This is a genomic window from Shewanella glacialipiscicola (assembly GCF_023283485.1).
Lineage (GTDB): Bacteria > Pseudomonadota > Gammaproteobacteria > Enterobacterales > Shewanellaceae > Shewanella > Shewanella glacialipiscicola.
The window spans coordinates 43345-61763 of the sequence record NZ_JAKILU010000002.1 but is presented as its reverse complement, the minus strand read 5'-3'; the positions used below and the strand labels follow the sequence as shown (position 1 = coordinate 61763).

12 protein-coding genes are annotated in these 18419 nt (G+C 44.8%); 10 read left to right on the top strand and 2 right to left on the bottom strand.

Annotated elements, in window-relative coordinates; translation table 11 throughout:
- Positions 1-51 precede the first annotated feature (51 nt).
- Together dnaE and tilS are read left to right on the top strand one after the other, a co-directional pair.
- Positions 52-3525, top strand: a complete 3474-nt coding sequence (gene dnaE / locus L2717_RS01795; RefSeq protein ID WP_220773473.1) for a DNA polymerase III subunit alpha — start codon at positions 52-54, stop codon at positions 3523-3525.
- A gap of 40 nt (positions 3526-3565) precedes the next feature.
- Positions 3566-4993, top strand: coding sequence for a tRNA lysidine(34) synthetase TilS (gene tilS / locus L2717_RS01790; protein ID WP_220773474.1), 1428 nt, complete (start codon positions 3566-3568; stop codon positions 4991-4993).
- 132 nt (positions 4994-5125) lie between these two features.
- On the opposite strand, the gene dgcS is transcribed toward tilS, so the two are convergent.
- Both dgcS and cspE read right to left on the bottom strand, forming a co-directional pair.
- The gene (dgcS, locus tag L2717_RS01785) at positions 5126-6016 is read right to left on the bottom strand and encodes a diguanylate cyclase DgcS (protein ID WP_220773484.1); all 891 of its coding nucleotides are present in this window, start codon (positions 6014-6016) and stop codon (positions 5126-5128) included.
- A gap of 680 nt (positions 6017-6696) precedes the next feature.
- A complete protein-coding gene (gene cspE, locus L2717_RS01780; protein WP_006080998.1) occupies positions 6697-6906 on the bottom strand; it encodes a transcription antiterminator/RNA stability regulator CspE in 210 nt (69 codons plus the stop codon).
- A gap of 583 nt (positions 6907-7489) precedes the next feature.
- Here cspE and L2717_RS01775 point away from each other — a divergent pair.
- The 8 genes from L2717_RS01775 to L2717_RS01740 all read left to right on the top strand — a co-directional run bounded on the left by L2717_RS01775 (position 7490) and on the right by L2717_RS01740 (position 18405).
- Positions 7490-9343, top strand: coding sequence for a DUF885 domain-containing protein (locus L2717_RS01775; protein WP_220773891.1), 1854 nt, complete (start codon positions 7490-7492; stop codon positions 9341-9343).
- Between the two features lie 234 nt (positions 9344-9577).
- Entirely contained in the window at positions 9578-12799 is a 3222-nt protein-coding gene (locus L2717_RS01770) for a DEAD/DEAH box helicase (protein WP_220773892.1), read from the top strand.
- 47 nt (positions 12800-12846) lie between these two features.
- Positions 12847-13626, top strand: a complete 780-nt coding sequence (locus L2717_RS01765) for a phosphatase (protein ID WP_220773893.1) — start codon at positions 12847-12849, stop codon at positions 13624-13626.
- Positions 13610-14698 carry an SDR family oxidoreductase gene (locus tag L2717_RS01760; RefSeq protein WP_428847839.1) on the top strand — a complete coding sequence of 363 codons (1089 nt, stop codon included), beginning with the start codon at positions 13610-13612 and terminating at the stop codon, positions 14696-14698. Before L2717_RS01765 ends, L2717_RS01760 begins: the two co-directional genes overlap by 17 nt.
- Positions 14699-14963: 265 nt before the next feature.
- Positions 14964-15794: a 3'(2'),5'-bisphosphate nucleotidase CysQ gene (gene cysQ / locus L2717_RS01755; protein ID WP_220773894.1), complete on the top strand. Its 831-nt coding sequence runs from the start codon at positions 14964-14966 to the stop codon at positions 15792-15794.
- Between the two features lie 35 nt (positions 15795-15829).
- A complete protein-coding gene (gene mak / locus L2717_RS01750; RefSeq protein WP_220773895.1) occupies positions 15830-16747 on the top strand; it encodes a fructokinase in 918 nt (305 codons plus the stop codon).
- Positions 16748-16964: 217 nt separating this feature from the next.
- Positions 16965-17666, top strand: coding sequence for a YdcF family protein (locus L2717_RS01745; protein WP_220773903.1), 702 nt, complete (start codon positions 16965-16967; stop codon positions 17664-17666).
- 55 nt (positions 17667-17721) lie between these two features.
- The gene (locus tag L2717_RS01740) at positions 17722-18405 is read left to right on the top strand and encodes a DUF2982 domain-containing protein (RefSeq protein WP_220773896.1); all 684 of its coding nucleotides are present in this window, start codon (positions 17722-17724) and stop codon (positions 18403-18405) included.
- Positions 18406-18419 lie beyond the last annotated feature (14 nt).

Below are 18419 nucleotides of genomic sequence, written 5' to 3'. Positions count from 1 at the left end.
TAGTCTGCTTTTTAGTTATCGTTAACCTGCTATTCAAAGATAATCCTAATTATGTCCGATCCTCGTTTTGTACATCTGCGTGTCCACAGTGATTACTCCATGACCGATGGCGTGGCCAAGGTCAAGCCTATTTTGGCGCAGGTAGAAGCGCAGGGAATGGCTGCTGTCGCCTTGACCGACCAAAACAACTTTTGTGGTTTGGTTAAGTTTTACAGTGGTTGCCATGGTGCGGGAATCAAACCGATTATCGGCGCCGATTTTTGGATGCAAGTGCCCGGATTCGAAGGCGAATTATGCGCCTTGACCATTATTGCGATGAACAATGTCGGTTATCAGAATCTGACCCAAATTATCAGTCAGGCCTATTTGCGTGGCCAAGTGGCTGGGCGTGTGGTGATCGACCAAGAGTGGTTACTTACTTATAACGAAGGCATTTTGCTGTTATCAGGCGCCAAAGAGGGCGATCTGGGTAAGGCGCTCCTCAAGGGGAATAGCACGCAAGTCGAATCTTTATGCGCGTTTTATCAGACTCATTTTGCTGATCGCTATTTCCTTGAACTTATCCGTACCGGTCGCCCCGATGAAGAGCGCTATCTGCACATGGCTGTGATCTTAGCGCAGGAGAAAGGCATCCCTGTGGTAGCGACCAATCAGGTAGTGTTCCTTAAATCTGAAGATTTTGACGCCCATGAAATCCGCGTAGCAATCCACGATGGTTTTACCCTTGCCGATCCACGTCGTCCTAAAAAATACAGTGAACAGCAGTACTTACGTAGTGAAGAGGAAATGTGCGCGCTATTTGCCGACATTCCTGTGGCGCTGGCGAACAGTGTCGAAATCGCTAAGCGTTGCAACGTAACGATCCGTTTATACGAGTATTTTTTGCCTAATTTTCCAACGGGCGATATGTCAATCGAAGACTTTCTGGTCGACTGTTCGAGAAGGGGCCTTGAAGATCGGCTTGAGTTTTTATTCCCAGATCCGCAGATACGCGCCGAAAAACGGGGTGAGTACGATGAGCGTCTCGACATTGAACTCAAAGTGATTAACCAGATGGGGTTCCCCGGTTATTTCTTGATCGTAATGGAGTTCATCCAATGGGGTAAAGATAACGGCATCCCTGTTGGGCCTGGCCGTGGCTCGGGCGCTGGCTCACTCGTGGCTTATGCGCTTAAAATCACTGACTTAGATCCTCTTGAATTTGATTTGCTGTTCGAGCGATTTCTCAACCCAGAGCGGGTATCAATGCCCGATTTTGACGTCGATTTTTGCATGGATAGACGCGATGAAGTGATTGACCACGTGGCCGAGTTATACGGCCGTGAAGCGGTATCGCAAATCATCACTTTTGGTACTATGGCGGCAAAAGCGGTTATCCGCGACGTGGGCCGTGTGCTCGGGCACCCTTATGGTTTTGTTGACCGGATTTCAAAATTAATTCCCCCTGAACCTGGGATGACACTGGCCAAAGCCTTTGAGGTCGAACCGGCGCTGCAAGAATCTTATGATGGCGATGAAGATGTAAAAGATCTTATCGATATGTGTCGTAAGCTTGAGGGCGTAACGCGTAACGCGGGTAAACACGCCGGTGGCGTGGTGATTGCCCCGACTAAAATTACCGATTTTGCGCCGCTTTATTGCGATGCAGAAGGCAAAAACCCCGTCACTCAATTCGATAAAAACGACGTTGAAACTGCTGGCTTGGTTAAGTTCGACTTCTTGGGATTAAGAACCCTGACGATTATCGACTGGGCACTGGAGATGGTGAATAAAGTCGAAGTGAAGAACGGTCGGCCACCGGTGCGTATCGAAGCGATTTCATTAACCGATCAGGCGTGTTTTCGTCTGTTACAGAAATATGAAACCACTGCAGTATTTCAGCTCGAATCTCGCGGTATGAAGGATTTGATTAAGCGTTTACAGCCTGACTGTTTCGAAGACATGATTGCGCTCGTAGCACTATTTCGTCCAGGGCCTTTGCAATCGGGCATGGTTGATAACTTTATCGAACGTAAACATGGCCGCGAGAAAGTCTCTTACCCCGATGCTGAGTACCAACACGAGTCACTTAAAGAGCTGTTATCACCGACCTACGGCATTATTCTGTATCAAGAGCAGGTGATGCAGATAGCGCAGGTGCTGTCGGGTTATACCCTTGGCGGTGCTGATATGCTTCGCCGCGCTATGGGTAAGAAAAAGCCCGAAGAAATGGCTAAGCAGCGTGGCACCTTCAAAGAAGGTGCGATCAATAACGGCGTCGACGGCGACTTGTCGATGAAAATCTTCGACTTAGTTGAAAAGTTTGCTGGTTACGGTTTTAACAAATCTCACTCCGCTGCTTATGCGCTGGTTTCTTATCAGACCTTATGGCTTAAAACTCATTATCCCTCGCAGTTTATGGCGGCGGTAATGTCGGCCGATATGGACAATACCGATAAAATTGTCACCTTGGTCGATGAATGTGAACGTATGGGTTTACCGTTAATTCCGCCAGATGTGAACAAAGGCTTATTTAAATTCACCGTCGATGATGATCTGCGTATTGTTTATGGCATTGGTGCCATTAAAGGTGTGGGTGAAGGTCCCGTTGAATCGATTTTAGAGGCGCGTAAAGACGGCCCCTTTGTCGATTTATTCGATTTTTGTGCCCGCATCGATTTGAAAAAACTTAACAAACGTGTGATTGAAAAGCTGATCTGCGCCGGAGCCTTAGACTCCCTTGGGCCGCACCGCGCCTCTATGATGGCAACCTTGCCCGAAGCGATTCGCGCCGCCGATCAGCATGCGAAAGCCGAGGCAATTGGTCAGCACGATATGTTTGGTTTACTCAATAGCGAACCAGAAGACAGTAAGCAACAATTTGTTGAATGTACACCTTGGCCTGATAAAATTTGGCTTGAAGGTGAACGTGAAACCTTAGGTTTGTATTTGACGGGTCATCCGATCAATCAATATTTAAAAGAACTTAAGCATTACACCTCTGGCCGTTTGAAAGACGTGCATCCTACCGAGCGGGGTAAAACGGCTAAAGCGGCAGGGTTAGTGGTGGCAACGCGAGTTATGCTGACCAAGCGTGGTTCTAAAATGGGGCTGTTGACGCTTGATGATAAAAGCGCGCGCCTTGAAATTATGTTATTTACCGAAGCGTTCGAGAAGTTTAATCATCTGCTAGAAAAAGACCGTATCCTGATTTGTGAAGGAGAGGTGAGTTTTGATGATTTCGCCGGCGGTAATCGTATGACGGCGCGTAATATTATTGATATCAGTGAGGCGCGCAGCCACTTTGCTAAGGCGCTAGAAATCGATATGGATGGCAGTGAGTTAACACCATCAGCATTAGATACCTTCGAGCAAGCCTTAAGCCCGTGGCGTAACGGCGCCGTGCCTGTGGTGATAAACTACACTCAAGCCCAAGCCAAAGGTCAATTTAGGCTCGCCGATGCTTGGCGAGTGAATCCGACCGATGACTTGATGCTGTCGCTTGAATCGCTCCTTGGGCCAAACAAGGTAAGAATATTATTCTAATGCGGGCAGATGCCTTAAGTACTACAGATGAAGTTAACCTATGTCGACTCAGTTTGATGATCCATTATTAGCGGTTGATCTTGGCGCGCACATAAGCGCCTTTTTGACAGCGCAATCTTTAGCGCCTAACTGCAAGTTAGTACTGGCTTACAGTGGCGGGGTAGATTCTGAAGTTTTAGCCTATGGTTTAAGTCAGTTTGCACAGCAACATCCTGAGTTTAATTATCAGCTCGTGTATGTGCACCACGGCCTAAGCGATAACGCAGAGGCTTGGGCGCAGCATTGTATTGCGCGTGGGCTGCATTACGGCTTACCTGTGACGGTTGAACGGGTAATGGTTAATCGTGGGCCAAGATTAAGTCTTGAAGCCGAGGCGCGTAAAGTGCGTTATCAAGCCATTGAGCGGCATTTAACTGAAAATGATGTGTTGTTGACTGCCCATCACGAAGACGATCAGCTCGAAACTATCTTATTAGCGCTCAAACGTGGGCAGGGCCCTAAAGGTTTAGCGGCCATGGGACAAGTGCAAGCGTTAGCGCTGGGCAAGCAGTTGCGACCTTTGTTAGATATCAGTCGCAAGCACATTGAAGCCTACGCCAAGCAGCAAGGTTTAGTGCATATCGAAGATGAAAGTAATCAAGATGATAAGTTCGATCGTAATTTTTTACGTTTAGAGATTATTCCGCGCTTAAAAGCGCGCTGGCCGAGTATTGCGACGACCGCAAGCCGCACTGCGGCATTGTGCGCCGAGCAACAGGCTACGCTGGATTTGCAGGTGAGTGAACGTTTACCTATGTGGTTAACTCTGGCTCCTTACCATCAAGAAACCGTATTTAAACTTGATGGCTTTGCCGAGCAATCAGTGGACTGGCAAGCGTTACTTTTACGCGGTTTTATCCAATCCCAAGGTTTTGCTTTGCCCTCAAAGGTGCAACTTAATCAGATTATCGTTCAGCTTCTTACTGCAAAGGATGATGCTAAAGTACATCTGCGTGTGGGCGAGTGTGAAATCCGCCGTTTTGCCAATCAAGTGTATTTATTCAAGTTCCAGAGACACATGTACCACAATGCGCAATTGAATTGGACGCTTGCTGACGATCTTCTCGCGCTGCTATTGCAAATGGAGCGCGCAGAGTTAGTTGTGACACCAAAGGGAGGGAATTGTGGTGATAGCATTAGGCTCAGTATCACAAAGCAAGGGCCTAGAGCTCGGTTACCTCTACCAGATGAAGTGGTCAGCGTGCGCTATCAACTTGCGGGGCAGTTTCGTTGCCATCCCCATTCACGTGATAAAGGCCGTGAATTAAAGAAACTGTGGCAAGAGTTTGCCGTTCCGCCTTGGGTGCGTGAAAAGATAGGCTTCGTATTTTATGGTGAGGAGCTTGTGATGGCGATTGGGCTATGGGTCGAAAAGAATTTTAGTGTAGAGTCAAATGGACTTGGCTTGCTGGTAGATAGGGAAATATAGGTTTAAGCAGAATTGTTACTGGTGGTGTACAGCGAGTTAAAAGGTGAATAACAGCGCGTCAGTTTGATATAAAGCTTTACTGTTACGCGCTGCGAGTAAGTTTTCGCATCTCATTTGGCATCCCTGCGCGTCTTAAACGAGTTGATTTAGACTAAGTTTATAGCAATTGCGTCCTGCTGCTTTGGCTTGATACAGTGCTTTATCAGCGAGTTCATAAAGCTGTTCTGCCTCAATGGTATCGTGTGATTCTGCTGCACCTAAGCTACAACTGACCTCAAATTGATTGAAGCTAGGATGTTGATTGATTGCCACAATAATCCGTTCACACAGTAAGCTAGTTGCATGAATATCCCCTTGCACAATAATGACAAACTCGTCTCCGCCAATACGGAATGCTTGGTCTGTATTACGAATTGTCGCCTGAATAATATCGCCAAACTCCTTTAGAATATAGTCGCCACACTTATGGCCGAATTTATCATTAAGTTGCTTAAAGTTATCCAGATCTAGCACTATGATTGCAGCAGAGCCTTGTTTTCTATGAGCTCTTGCAATCGCTTTCGTCAAACTTTTACTGTAGTAGTGGCGATTACCTAAACCAGTTAACGAATCAAACATGGCTTGCGTCGACATCTCCTGATATTGCATGGCATTTAACAATGGTTGCAATAACAGCGGTTCAATTTCTTGCAAATCTGAGGTTTGTGACGGTGTGAGCGGTGTCAGTAATTGATACTGAATATGCAGCGTCTGGCCTGCAAGAATGAGCTGGCGCTTAACAGTAATACCATAACGTTTGCCGCAGCTTAATTTGTATTGACCATAGGTTAAGCGCACACCTTGGATCGGCAAGTGTTGTCCTAGTACATTGCCATAGCAGGCAAAAACTGTCCTTGGATCTAAACTGGCGTGCAGTTGTTGGATCACTTGTATTAAGTCCAATGGGTTATTATTGGAACTATAATTCGCTATTTGATAGCGATATTCATCAGGATATAGCTCAGTCGCTAGACCAAAATCCATTATCATCACTCCCGTTAGTGTCAGTGGGGTATACCTTTAGGCTATTGTAAGCAAGTATTGTGCCGTAATACTTGCAATTGTAATTAGTCCTTGATAGTCATTAAGTTAAGGCTCCACTCTATTTTGAATCACGAGTTATATTTTGACATGGCAGTATTTTGACAGACGTTGCCGAGCGCAATAAGCATATTACTTTTCAAATAAATCCTTGGCAGTGGACGATATGTAATCCGCTTCCCTAATGGGATTTGAGCCTTGCTTTGAATGATGTTTTAGCCACAGCTAATTGTCACTGATTTATAGGTGAGAGCACATTGATGATGTTTGTAAGTTGTGTAATCGATAAAAAGATTACTTTTTGACACGTAATGAAATGGTTGTGAGCGTGCTGATGCTCTTACTCAGATACTGATAACAGTATGTTGTGGGTACATTAAAGCTAGAGTTAAAGACAATGCGCAGTAATGCAGCCGAAGTAGAATAGCTCAAACAGTATTTTACAGATAGTAGGGGAATTTGGGGCGGTTAGAGGAAGCTGGCGTTCACATGTAATGGGTAAAGCTAATCAATAGAATATTTTTAATAGCAGATGAAAATAAGCCAAATAACAGATATAAAAATGCCGACATAAGTCGGCATTTTTGTCTGGAACTCGTTAACTTAAATTAGACAAAGTCTAATTACAGAATAACTACGTTCGCAGCTTGAGGACCTTTTTGGCCTTGTTCGATATCAAAAGAAACCTTTTGACCTTCAGCAAGAGTTTTAAAGCCTTCTGAAACGATTGCGCGGAAATGAACGAATGCGTCAGCGCCACCATTGTCAGGAGAAATAAAACCAAAACCTTTATCTTCGTTAAACCATTTAACTACACCAGTAGTTTTAGACATGAATGTCTCCAAAATTTTTCAAACAAATAATTCGCAATTATGCGGTATGTTAGCCAGAAATAGAATTATTTACATTGATGATAAGTTATGAGTGGAAAGCTTCATGACAGCAAAAAAAATATTACAGGCGTAGCGAAGGTTTTCAAATACATAATATTGCTTATAAATAGGTCTGAATCACAGGCCGGATTGAAGATTAACACACTCTAGGAGTTTGTATAGTTTTATTTTCAAATATCTTCTCAATATATGATGGACGTTTAGAGTGGAGTTGATGTTTTTTAATACTATAGTTCTTATTATTCAATAGATTAATCTCACTATTTCAACATTTCAGGGTCTGAAATTATTTTGGTGTATCGACCTCGATTTATCTGAAGTTTACATCTAGTGCTTAATACGCCGCTTATAGGCTGGTTCGTTTACATTAGATAAGCTTATTCATTTTAGTCATGATTCGTTACGTTATTAAATTGTTGCTTTTTTGTGTGGGTGATATTCTTGCCACATATAACAATATGCTGAATATTGAGTCCTGCATGCAGCTTTTTAGATTCAATATGATAACGAATGGAGAGTAACGTTGAAGATAGTACTAAAATGGATTGGATTTGGCAGCTTAGTCTTAGTGCTGTTATTAGCGGCGCTGGCCGCCCATGAATGGTTTGCGAAAAAGCCGTTTTTCTTTCGGGCATTTTTAGACAGAAGTGTGGTCAAGATGGCTTTCGAAAGCCCTGAGACCTTAACCTCATTGGGTTTCTTAGAATCGGTAGGGATTACAGGCCATAACGCCGAGTTGGATGATGATAGTCCAGAGGCGATGGATAAGACTTTCGCGCAAGTGCGAGATCTACGTGAAACCTTATTGAGCTATTCCGATGCGGATTTAGATGAAAATCCACGTATCTCCAAGGATATTGCCTTATATCTTGCCGATTTCGCATTGGTCTCAGAGCCGTATCGTTACCATAACTATCCGCTGAATCAGTTGTTTGGTGTGCAGAACGGTTATCCAAGCTTTATGCAGGCTCAGCACCAAGTCCATTCTGTGGGCGATGCAGAAAACTATCTGTCGCGTTTACAAAAGGTGAAACTTAAGTTTGCACAGACCCTTGAAGGCTTAAAAATCCGTGAAGCTAAAGGGATTATTCCACCTAAGTTCGTGATTGAGCGGGTACTGACCGAGATGAATGATTTTGTCGTGACGCCGATTCAAGACAATATTCTATACAGTTCATTCAAAACCAAATTGGCTGGTACGGATATCAGTGCCGATGAACAAGTGCGTTTATTGGCAGCAGCGGAAGCGGACATTACTGCTTACGTGCATCCTGCGTATCAATTATTTATTGATTACTTTACCCAGTTACAAGCCAAAGCGGGGACGGATGATGGTTATTGGGCACTGCCTAATGGCGACCTTGCCTATGAGCAATTGCTAAAGTTCTTTACGACCACCAATTACACGGCTGATGAAATCCATACTAAAGGGCTGGCTGAGGTGGACCGTATTCAGACTGAAATTATGACTATTTTAGCCGAAGAAGGTTACGATGTGAGCCAAGGTTTCTCAGTCGCAATTGAAACCTTAGCCGCCGATCCTAAATTTTATTACGAGGATAGCGATGCGGGCAGAGCGCAAATCCTTGTTGATTATCAACATATTCTTGATGAAGTGAATGCAGGATTAGGTGATGCCTTTCGTATTCGACCACAAGCGGGTATGGAAGTAGTGCGTATTCCTGAATTTAAAGAGAAAACGGCTCCAGGAGCCTATTATCAGCAGCCTGCGATTGATGGCAGTCGTCCTGGGCGTTTCTACGCCAACTTATATGACATCAAAGCCACGCCTAAATACGGTATGCGCACTTTAGCTTACCATGAGGGGATCCCTGGGCATCATTTTCAAATTGTAGTCGCTATGGAGTTAGAGGGTATGCCACTTATTCGTAAGATGGCGCCTTTTACGGCATATATTGAAGGCTGGGCTTTATATAGCGAACGTTTGGCGTGGGAGCTCGGTTTTCAACAGAACTCCTTTGATAATATTGGTCGTCTGCAGGCTGAGTTGTTCCGTGCTGTGCGCCTAGTGGTTGATACAGGCATTCACCATAGCCGTTGGACTCGGGAGCAGGCGATTGACTATATGAAGAAAAACACTGGTATGTCCGATCGTGATGTTACCGCAGAAATTGAGCGTTACATTGTGATGCCAGGTCAAGCGACCGCTTATAAAGTCGGAATGATGAAGATCCTTGAACTGCGCGAAAAAGCCAAGTTAGCCTTAGGTACTCAATTCGATCTTAAGGATTTCCATGATGTGGTACTTAAAAATGGTGCCGTACCTTTGGATATTTTAGAAACATTAGTTGAACGCTATATTGTGGATACAAAAAGTGCTACGGCTAAAGTCGTGGATATAAAAGCTAAAGCGTAATCACTAAAGCTAAAAACTCAATTCTTCAACGACTTTACGATAGTTAATGTCTATGCCATGGCTTCAAGTCTGTTTATAACGGATCTTGTCGCCATGGTTGGGTGGTTTATCGTGGCTATCATTCTGGCTTTCGGTTAAGGCTTTCAATACAATCCCATACAACTCATTGATAAATGTCGCAGGGCAATGGCTGTTATTGCCTGTATTTGATATTTTTAGTTTCAAGGTTTTTAGATGAATCGCTTGTCTCCCCAAGATCCTATTCAACTGACTCGAGACAGTATTGAGTCATTATTCACGTCGCCAACCTTAATGCGCGCCCGTGATTACGTGATGAAAAGGCGGGTATTAAGCGCCAAAGCAAATGCTGATTTTCGTCATATTGAAGGTCGTGTAATAGGGGCTGAGTCCCAGCCTTATCGGCAAGATATTCGTCTGGTGAGTGTCAACCATAAGCTCATTATGAATGGCTTCTGTTCATGTCCGGCTACGGGGCATTGTAAGCATCTTGCCGCAGTCCTTTATAGTTTGCTCAGTGATAAAACGGTCGAAGATCAACGTATCGCCCAGTGGTTACATCTACTGGATGAAAGTGATGACCTTACATTATCTAACGTCGATTTACTTTATGATGACCGCGTGCTGTACGTATTATCTAAAGACGATAATGGGGTTTATCTTGAGTTAAGAAAAGGCAAGTTGGCAAAGAAAGGCGGCTATAACAAGGGCTCAAAAATCGCGTTATCGGACGTGCAATACTATATGCCGGCTTGGATTGGCGCCGAAGACGTACTGATCATCAACCTTATTATGTCTACCCGCCGCCACGGCGCCTCGCGTTTGTACCTAAAAGCCCAGTTAGGCGCTATGGCGCTGGATAAAATGCTGCTGTCTGAGCGATGTTTTTGGGAAGATAGCCGCTTACCGCTCACCCGTGGTGCGCCGATAAAACCTGAATTTATTTGGCTTGATAAAGATGTTGAACATAAACAAATGCAGCTCTCGCTACCCAATAAAGATAATTGGGAGCTGATTCCTATTGAGCCGCCAAGTTATATTGATTTAGATTATTTTACGGTGGGAGCATTAGAGACCGAAATCAGTGTTGAAAAAATGTTATTACTCAGCCAGATGCCACCAGTGCCAAGTTCACAAATTGAGTTGGTGAGTCATAGGCTAATTAAACATTTTTCACCCAAAACGGTACCCACACCACTGGCTATCGATTTTGTTGAACTAACGGAGCCACTGCAAGTTAGGTTGACAGTCACCTCGCAAGATTTACCCGAGTTTGCCATGGCGCAGCCATTGGTGCTGCTGGAGTTTGTTTATCAAGACGTGGTGCTTGGCGGTCAATATCCAATCGAGCCGTTATCTTTAGTCACTCAGCAAGGCAAAACCTATCAAGTTACGCGCCAGTTAGCGGCAGAAAGGGATGTCATTAATCGTTTGATGACATTGGATTTTGTCGAGCTAGCTCCTTCTTTTATGCCTAATAGCGGCAGCTATGTCAGCATTTGGGGGTTAGGTTCACTGCCTGAAACGATAGACGCTTGGTTGCAGTTTATTCAACAGGAAATCCCGAAATTAGAAACCTTGGGCTACCAAGTGCATTTTGCCGCCAATTTTAATTTAAATGTCATTGATACTCCGCTGGCGATTGAGCTGGAAGATACTGAGGCGGGTTGGTTTTCCCTATCACTTAATGCTGATATTGATGGCCAAATAGTGCCAATGCTGCCGTTAATTGCCACTTGGCTTAAGCAGTATGGTGAGCCTGCTGACGATACTGAATTATTATTGCCAAGCCCTAATGGCGATTGGTTAAAAGTTAAAGCGAGTGCAATTAAGCCGCTGATTAGCATTATCTTAGAGCTATTTGATGGCAACAAAGGCAATAGCGTGTCTTTGCCTAAATATCGCGCCCATTTATTAAATGATTTTGCCGACAGTGACATTCGTTTACTCAATGGCGAGCGAGTACGCAGTTTAGCGGCTAAGCTCGACAGTTTTAACGGCGTGGTGGACGTCACCGTGCCAGGTAGCCTCAATGCTGAGCTACGTCAGTATCAACAACAAGGGTTAAATTGGCTTTGTTTTTTAAAGGAATATCAGCTTGGCGGTATTCTAGCCGATGATATGGGACTGGGTAAAACCATTCAAACCTTGGCCTTTTTACTCAAGCAGCGGGAATTAGCTCCTGCGGAGGCGAGTAGTGCGCCGAGTCTGATTATTTGTCCTACTAGCTTAGTGGGTAACTGGGCGAAAGAAGCGGTAAAATTTGCGCCTTCGTTAAAGCTTGTCGTCATTCATGGCGCCTTGCGTAAGCCTTTACTCGAACGCTTAGGTGAGTTTGATATTGTGGTGACGACCTATCCGCTAATTGTGCGGGATAGTGAATATTATCAAGGGTATGTGTTCGAGCATATTGTACTTGATGAAGCGCAGCAGATAAAAAATGCGCAGGCGAAAGTGACTCAAGTGATTAAAGATCTTAAAGCGCCGTTTAGATTGTGCTTGTCGGGCACTCCGCTTGAAAATCACCTCGGAGAACTTAAATCGTTACTGGATTTTAGCTTGCCAGGATTACTTGGCACGAATGCCTTTTTTAACAAGTCTTTCAGGCATAAAATTGAGCGTTACGGTGATATGGAACAAGCGCAAATGTTGAGTCAACGTATTGCGCCTTTTGTGCTGCGCCGGACTAAAGATGAAGTGCTCGGTGAATTACCGCCTAAAACTGAAATATTCCAGACCTTAGCGTTAGAGAAAGATCAGCGGAATCTCTATGAGAGTATTCGATTGGCGATGGAGAAAAAACTACGGGATTTATTTGCTACTCAAGGCGTTGGTAGCAGTCATATCGAATTTCTCGACGCCTTACTTAAATTGCGCCAAGCTTGCTGCGATCCGCGTTTAGTGAAGTTAGAGCAAGCGCAGAAAGTAAAGAGTAATGCGAAGTTAGATTGGCTTAAGCAGAACTTACCCGAGATGGTACAAGAAGGGCGTAAGATTTTGATCTTTAGTCAGTTCACTAGCATGTTGTCCTTGATTGAAGCCGAGCTGGTAGACTTAGGGCTTAATTACAGTAAGCTCACCGGACAAACCCGCTTACGCCAAGCGCAAATTGATAAGTTTCAAGAGGGTGATACACCTGTGTTTTTAATTAGCTTAAAAGCCGGTGGTACTGGGTTAAACCTCACGGCAGCAGATACAGTTATCCATTATGATCCTTGGTGGAATCCAGCTGTAGAGAAACAGGCGACAGACAGGGCCCATCGTATTGGCCAAGATAAGTCTGTGTTTGTGTATAAGTTGATTGCCGAAGGCACAGTAGAAGAGAAAATTCAAGAAATGCAACAGCATAAGCAAAGTTTGGCAGACAGTATTCTTGAAGGTAAAGGTAAGGGCACATGGCAAGGTAGTGCCGATGAACTGTTATCGCTTTTTAGCTAATTAATGGCTATTTCTTAATTGATTGCATCATTTGACTGAGGTGAACTATGCAGTACCAAGTCGACACTCATACTCATACCGTGGCTTCAAGTCACGCTTATAGCACGATTCATGACTATATCGCTGTGGCAAAGCAGAAGGGTATTCGCCTATTTGCCAATACTGACCATGGACCCGATATGGCCGATGCGCCGCATTTTTGGCATTTTGTTAATTTACGAGTATTGCCGCGTATGGTCGATGGTGTCGGCATTTTGCGGGGTATTGAAGCCAATATTAAAAATATCGATGGCGAGATTGATTTCTTTGGTGATTATTTAAAGCAGCTGGATATTGTGCTCGCGGGATTTCATGAGCCAGTTTATCCACCGTCAGATAAGGCTACTCACACCAAAGCTATGATTAATGCCATTAAAAGTGGCAATGTTGATATCATTACCCACCCAGGGAACCCAGCTTATCCGATTGATATTGAAGCCGTTGCCCGCGCTGCGGCCGAATATGGTGTTGCGCTTGAAATCAATAATTCTTCCTTTGAAGTCTCCCGTAAAGGCAGTGAAGCTAATTGCACTGCCATTGCTCAGGCTGCTAAGGAGTTTGGTACGATTTTAGTCATGGGTTCTGATTCCCATGTGGCCTTTAGTTTGGGCGGTTTTACGCGCGCGCAAGCGATTATCGATGAAGTGGCTTATCCGCCATCACGGTTACTCAATCGTAGTCCCTCGGCATTATTGGCATTTTTAGCCGCGCGTGGTCATGAAACCGTTAGCGACTTAATCGCCTTATTTAATGACGATGATGATATTGGCGATGGCGCAAATAACTAAAACGACACCAGCCCAATGTGGAACATCGACCATCATAGAAGCTAACTTCCCTGAGGTTGTATTAATTACAGGCGCTAATAGTCAGCTGGCGCAAGCGTTACTGCGAGTTGCTGCCGAAATGGGTCATCTAGTCTCAAACACCGGTGTGCCATTTAAGCTTTATGCGTTAAGCCACAGCCAATTAGATATCACCAATGCCGTTAATATTGCCGCGGTATTTGTTCAATATCGACCTAATTGGGTGATCAACTGTGCTGCCTATAACGCGGTTGATGCGGCTGAAAACGATATCGTTAAAGCCCATCGCGTGAATGAGCTCGGCCCCGAGTTACTGGCGCAGCAATGTGTATTATCGGGCGCGCGCTTACTGCATGTGTCGAGTGATTATGTGTTTGGTGGCAATGCTGCTTACGATATTGGCCATAGTGTTGAGAATGTGAGTGAAGGCGTTATTGAACCCGCAGCCAAACTACATTATTTACCATCTCCCTTCGTTGAATTTGATGAACTAACGCCGTTATCTGAATACGGTAAGAGTAAGTTACTCGGCGAACAAAAGGTATTCGCTGTTTTGGGGGAGCGTGCCACGGTTGTGCGTACCTCATGGCTCTACGGTCAAGGTGGGCATAATTTTGTCAAAACCATGCTGAAATTAATGCAAACTCAACCTAGTTTACAGGTGATTGACGATCAAATTGGTTGCCCAACATGGAGTGATGCCCTCGCGCGGGTGATGTGGCAATTAGTGGTTGCGCAGTGCTCGGGACTATTTCATTACAGTGCAAAGGGCCAATGCAGTTGGCATGAGTTTGCCGTTGAAATTCAGCAACAAGCCTTAGCGCTCAATCTGTTAAATCAGCCAGTGGTTATCCAGCCTATTTCTAGCGCAGACTATGCTAAGCAAGCATTTACGCGTGGCGTGAATGTGGCAAAAAGGCCGAGTTATAGCGTGTTAAATAGTGATAAATTACAGTCCACTTTAGTAACTAATGCTATGCCCTCAATGCCTGATAACATTGAGTGGCAAGATTGGCATCAGCAACTGAATCAGATGCTGCGGCAGTTATCTTGATAACGATGAGATTTATAGCATTGATGTAGACTCGCTACATGAAAACATAGGTGGTGAATACGAATGCAGTTAGGCTCAAGGCTCTTCTGTGCACCGATGACTTGCCTGAGTATCGTAACTACTTTGCTTATCAGTGGCTTTGCGCGCAGTGGTTTAAAACGTAAGTCTTAGTCTATTTTACTTGATGTATGATGAATTTGTTCTTAATTCTGTTTCGATGACAATGGCATAATACCAAGATATTTAATGCATTAAGGAAATCCGAGTGACAGATAACACGACAACAGCGCAGACATTGACGAAACAAGATCTGCTGCAAGTGGTGGCAATCGCTAAAGCGGCCGGTGATGCCATTATGACTGTTTACGGGCAAGATGATTTTTCAGTGAGCCATAAGGCAGACGATAGCCCTGTGACCGCCGCCGATTTAGCCGCGCATCATGTGATAGTGGCGGCATTGGCGCAGCAGTTTGTTGGTATTCCTATTATGTCTGAGGAAGCGGCGGATATTGCGTGGGACGTGCGCCGTCAATGGCACACCTATTGGTTGATTGACCCTTTAGATGGCACTAAAGAATTTATTAAGCGCAATGGCGAGTTCACCGTCAATATTGCGCTTATTCATCAAGGGGTTGCTGTCGCGGGTGTAGTATATGCGCCTGTGCTCGATACGTATTATTACGGCGCTAAGCATTTAGGTGCATGGCGTCAACAAGCAGGCCAAGAAAGTCCCTTATTAGGCGCAAAAACACCACGAGAAATACCGATTATTGTTGGTAGTCGCTCTCACTTAAGCCCAGATATGGCGCAATATTTACAACAGTTTGGCGAGCATGACATCTTAAGCATAGGTAGCTCGCTTAAGTTTTGTATGTTGGCTGAGGGCAGTGCAGATTTATATCCAAGGCTTGGCCCTACCAGCGAGTGGGATACCGCAGCGGCGCAAGCTGTGCTCGAAAGTGCTGGTGGCACAGTCGTCTGTTATGACTCAGGTGAACCATTAACTTATAACCAAAAATCTGACATTTTAAACCCTTATTTTATTGCCACAGCCCCAGGTTGGGTAAAACAACAACCTAGCATCGATGCTTATTGATCTAAATGGCGTACTAAACATTGGAGTGGTAATTCATGATGCGAATAGGCGTCGATTTAGGTGGAACAAAAATAGAATTAGTCGCACTGAGTGATGAAGGCAATGAGCTATTTCGCAAACGTGTGACTACGCCGCGCGACTATCGAGGCACACTTGCTGCCGTGGTTGATTTAGTTAAGGAAGCGGAAGCGACTCTTGGCGAAAAAGGCACTGTTGGCGTGGGCATTCCTGGTGTGATATCGCCCTATTCAGGTTTAGTCAAAAATGCTAACTCAACGTGGATTAATGGCCATCCACTCAACGTGCATTTAGGTGAAATGTTGCAACGCGAAGTGCGGGTTGCCAATGATGCAAACTGTTTTGCGGTATCAGAGGCGATGGATGGTGCTGCTGCAGGTAAATCTGTGGTATTTGGCGTGATTATCGGTACTGGTTGCGGCGCTGGCGTGGCAATTAACGGCAAAGTGCACGGCGGTGGTAATGGTATCGGCGGTGAATGGGGCCATAATCCTCTGCCTTGGATGACGAAGAAAGAATTTAATACCACTCGTTGTTTTTGTGGTAACCCTGATTGTATCGAGACTTTTATCTCAGGTACTGGCTTTGTGCGTGATTACAATGCGGCGTTGGCAGCATCAGGTACATTGCGCGCTGCTGCAAAATCAGGTGTCGATATTATGTTATTAGTCGATGGGGACGATGCTATTGCACTCGCTGCGTTTGATCGTTATATCGATAGGCTTGCCCGCTCACTCGCCCATGTGATCAACCTGCTTGATCCCGATGCGATAGTGCTGGGTGGCGGTATGTCGAATGTTGCGGCAATTTACCCAAGATTACCGGCATTACTGGCCCATTATGTCTTGGGGCGTGAGTGCCATACACCTGTGGTGCAAAATCTTTACGGTTGTTCATCGGGTGTACGTGGTGCAGCTTGGTTGTGGGAAAAGTAATCTTCGCTTGGATATCTGTACTGATTGAGTGAGCTTATTAGGCTTTGAAATCAACGCTTAATGGCCTATGCGTTTTGTAAATATTAGCCCAGCGAAACGCTGGGCTAATATTATCTGCGATGCGTTTCGCCGTATTTTGATGCTATGATTGCGCTCTTTTGGGTTGCTTGGCATGAACATCATGTTTTGGGTTAAGAAAGTTGTTTCACAGGGGATGATGCCTATTCCCTTTATCCTATTGCTTTTACTGCTTTCTTTTTTAGTATGGCGCCGCCGGAGTATGGCGAAATACTTAGTTACGTGCGCCTTCTTGCTGTTGGTTTTTTTAAGCAGTCAACTAAGTGTCAATACCTTAGTGCGGCCATTAGAATCTGTTTACCCTATCAATTCTACCGCCATTACAGGTCCTTGTGTTGTGATGGTATTAGGCTCGGCACATTCTGATATTAAAGGCGCGACAGCGGTGCAATCTTTATCGACTGTGGCGCTTGCAAGGCTTACGGAAGGGATACGGCAACTTAACTTAGGTCAAGAATGTCAATTGATTGTTAGCGGTTGGGGCGGCGAACTTACCCATGTTTCCCATGCTGAAATGATGGCGAATGCTGCGATTGAGTTGGGTGTGGATAAACATCGAATCATCCAATTTCCACTGGCGCGAGATACCCTAGAAGAAGCGCAATATTTGCAATCGACGTTAGGCCAAGTCTCTTTTCGTTTAGTCACCTCGGCGACGCATATGCCAAGGGCAATGACTATTTTCGCTGCTAAAGGTTTATATGCTGATGCCGCGCCAACGGATTTTATTGGGCGGGCTGATTTTGGCTGGCGGTTAACCGCTGATAATTTAGTGGCATCTCAGCGAGCGATTCACGAATACATTGGCCGTTTGTGGTTATGGTTAAAAACGTTAAGTTAAAGGTGATAGTTTGCGAACTTGGCTATGAATATATTAAGTGTTAACAGGAATAATAATGACAATTGAGTCCGAAGTGGTGTCAGTACGGCCTTTATCAAAACGAAATGGTTTAACCTTAACTTGGTTGGGGGGAGTCGGCCTTGTGCTGGGGTTTTGGCTATTTATCTCAATGCCAGCCTTGTTTGCTGTGGGATTAGTTTTTTTTAGTTTTGGCGCTATTGCATTAATTCTTGGTTTAGCCAAAGTTTATGAGCCAGAAACAACCTTAGCATTAGATGATAAAGGGCTGACCTATTTTCATCGTCGTGGCAAAGTATCCATCGGTTGGGATAATATTCAGCGGGTCGATATTCCGCGGGTGACCAATGGCTTAGATACGATAGAGTTATCCTATTTAGGCATTAAACTGAAGCACTTAAATCCTATTCTCGATAATATTTCCCTGCGTCTAGCGACGGGCTTATTAACCGAGCAACGGCCTTTGCTAGTGACTGCTGCCTCGCAAGATGCAGACTTAGCAACCTTGGAAACTTACCTTGGCGCAGAGTTTGGTCCATTAGTGATAGAAGGTGATCGTTATCGCGGCGTGTTGGCGATGTTTGGTCATCGCTGCGTGATGTTAGATACGCGCTTGGGCTATCACTTGTATATTCCCCAAGACAGTTTAGATAGAGAACCGAAGGACTTTATCACGTTGCTTAGGCAACGTATTGCGCAATACCATCGCTTAGCAGACTAAGCTTTTACCGCACT